This is a genomic window from Ensifer adhaerens (assembly GCF_002940685.1).
Classification (GTDB): Bacteria; Pseudomonadota; Alphaproteobacteria; order Rhizobiales; family Rhizobiaceae; genus Ensifer; species Ensifer adhaerens_E.
Window position 1 is genome coordinate 1 of sequence record NZ_PNFP01000065.1, and the last position, 820, is coordinate 820.

General features: G+C 61.0%; 1 protein-coding gene. It reads right to left on the reverse strand.

The features are described from left to right. Positions 1-147 precede the first annotated feature (147 nt). A complete protein-coding gene (locus C1A35_RS35620; protein WP_104668915.1) occupies positions 148-486 on the reverse strand; it encodes a hypothetical protein in 339 nt (112 codons plus the stop codon). Between the last annotated feature and the right edge of the window lie 334 nt (positions 487-820).

The window sequence follows — 820 nt, forward strand, 5'->3', positions numbered from 1 at the left end:
CGCGCTGATCATCCCGGTCCATGCCGGAGAGCACGGCGACCAATGCCGTCTGCTACACCACCTCACGGGACGCGATCGAAAAGACCGATTCCCACTCGCTAAGGCCATCCGTCGAGCGTTTCCGATTCTTGCGATGACGAACCGGCATCAGCGACGAGTCCCATAGTCGGCTGTCCGCGGTGCACGCGGCGCCTCCGGAGCATCCACGCCGTCCAGCGCGAGCTCGCGCAGTCCGCGAAAGAACGCTGTTCGGCTATCGCGCTCGATAGCGACACATGGGTGAGCCTTTGGCGTTCCATAGCGATCCTCAACCACCAATCCACCCACCAACTGCTCGCGTGCCTGTTCTGATCGATCCCAGGCTTCTGCCGTCTTCACGAGAACGCGAAAATGGTGCGATTCGAGCTCAAAATCGGCCAGAATTTGCCGAATCCACTTGCGTGTTTCAGGTCGCAGATGGGGCGGAACCTTATATTTTTCGGCCATTCTGGCCTCCTGTATTTTCACCGAACGATTCGGGGCATCACGATTGTGCGTTGTTGGGCAGCACCGGTAGCCGCCGCCGGCGGTCGGAAGGACTTGACCGCCCCCCCTCCCGGTCGGCTGGGGGTTGGGGAGTGGTCGTGCGAAATTGACGGCCGACCAAAGGTTGTGTCACCTTGGCATTCAATCCAAGGGGAGGTTAAGGCGATGGCCGACATGAGATCGCGTCCCGTGAGGTGGTGTAGCAGACGGCATTGGTCGCCGTGCTCTCCGGCATGGACCGGGATGATCAGCGCGCCACGGCTGGCAGGCTGATGAGCGGATCATCGCTCATCTG

Excerpts from the sequence above, each read along its gene's own strand:
- C1A35_RS35620 (WP_104668915.1), bottom strand. The coding sequence starts at position 486 with ATGGCCGAAAAATATAAGGTTCCGCCCCATCTGCGACCTGAAACACGC.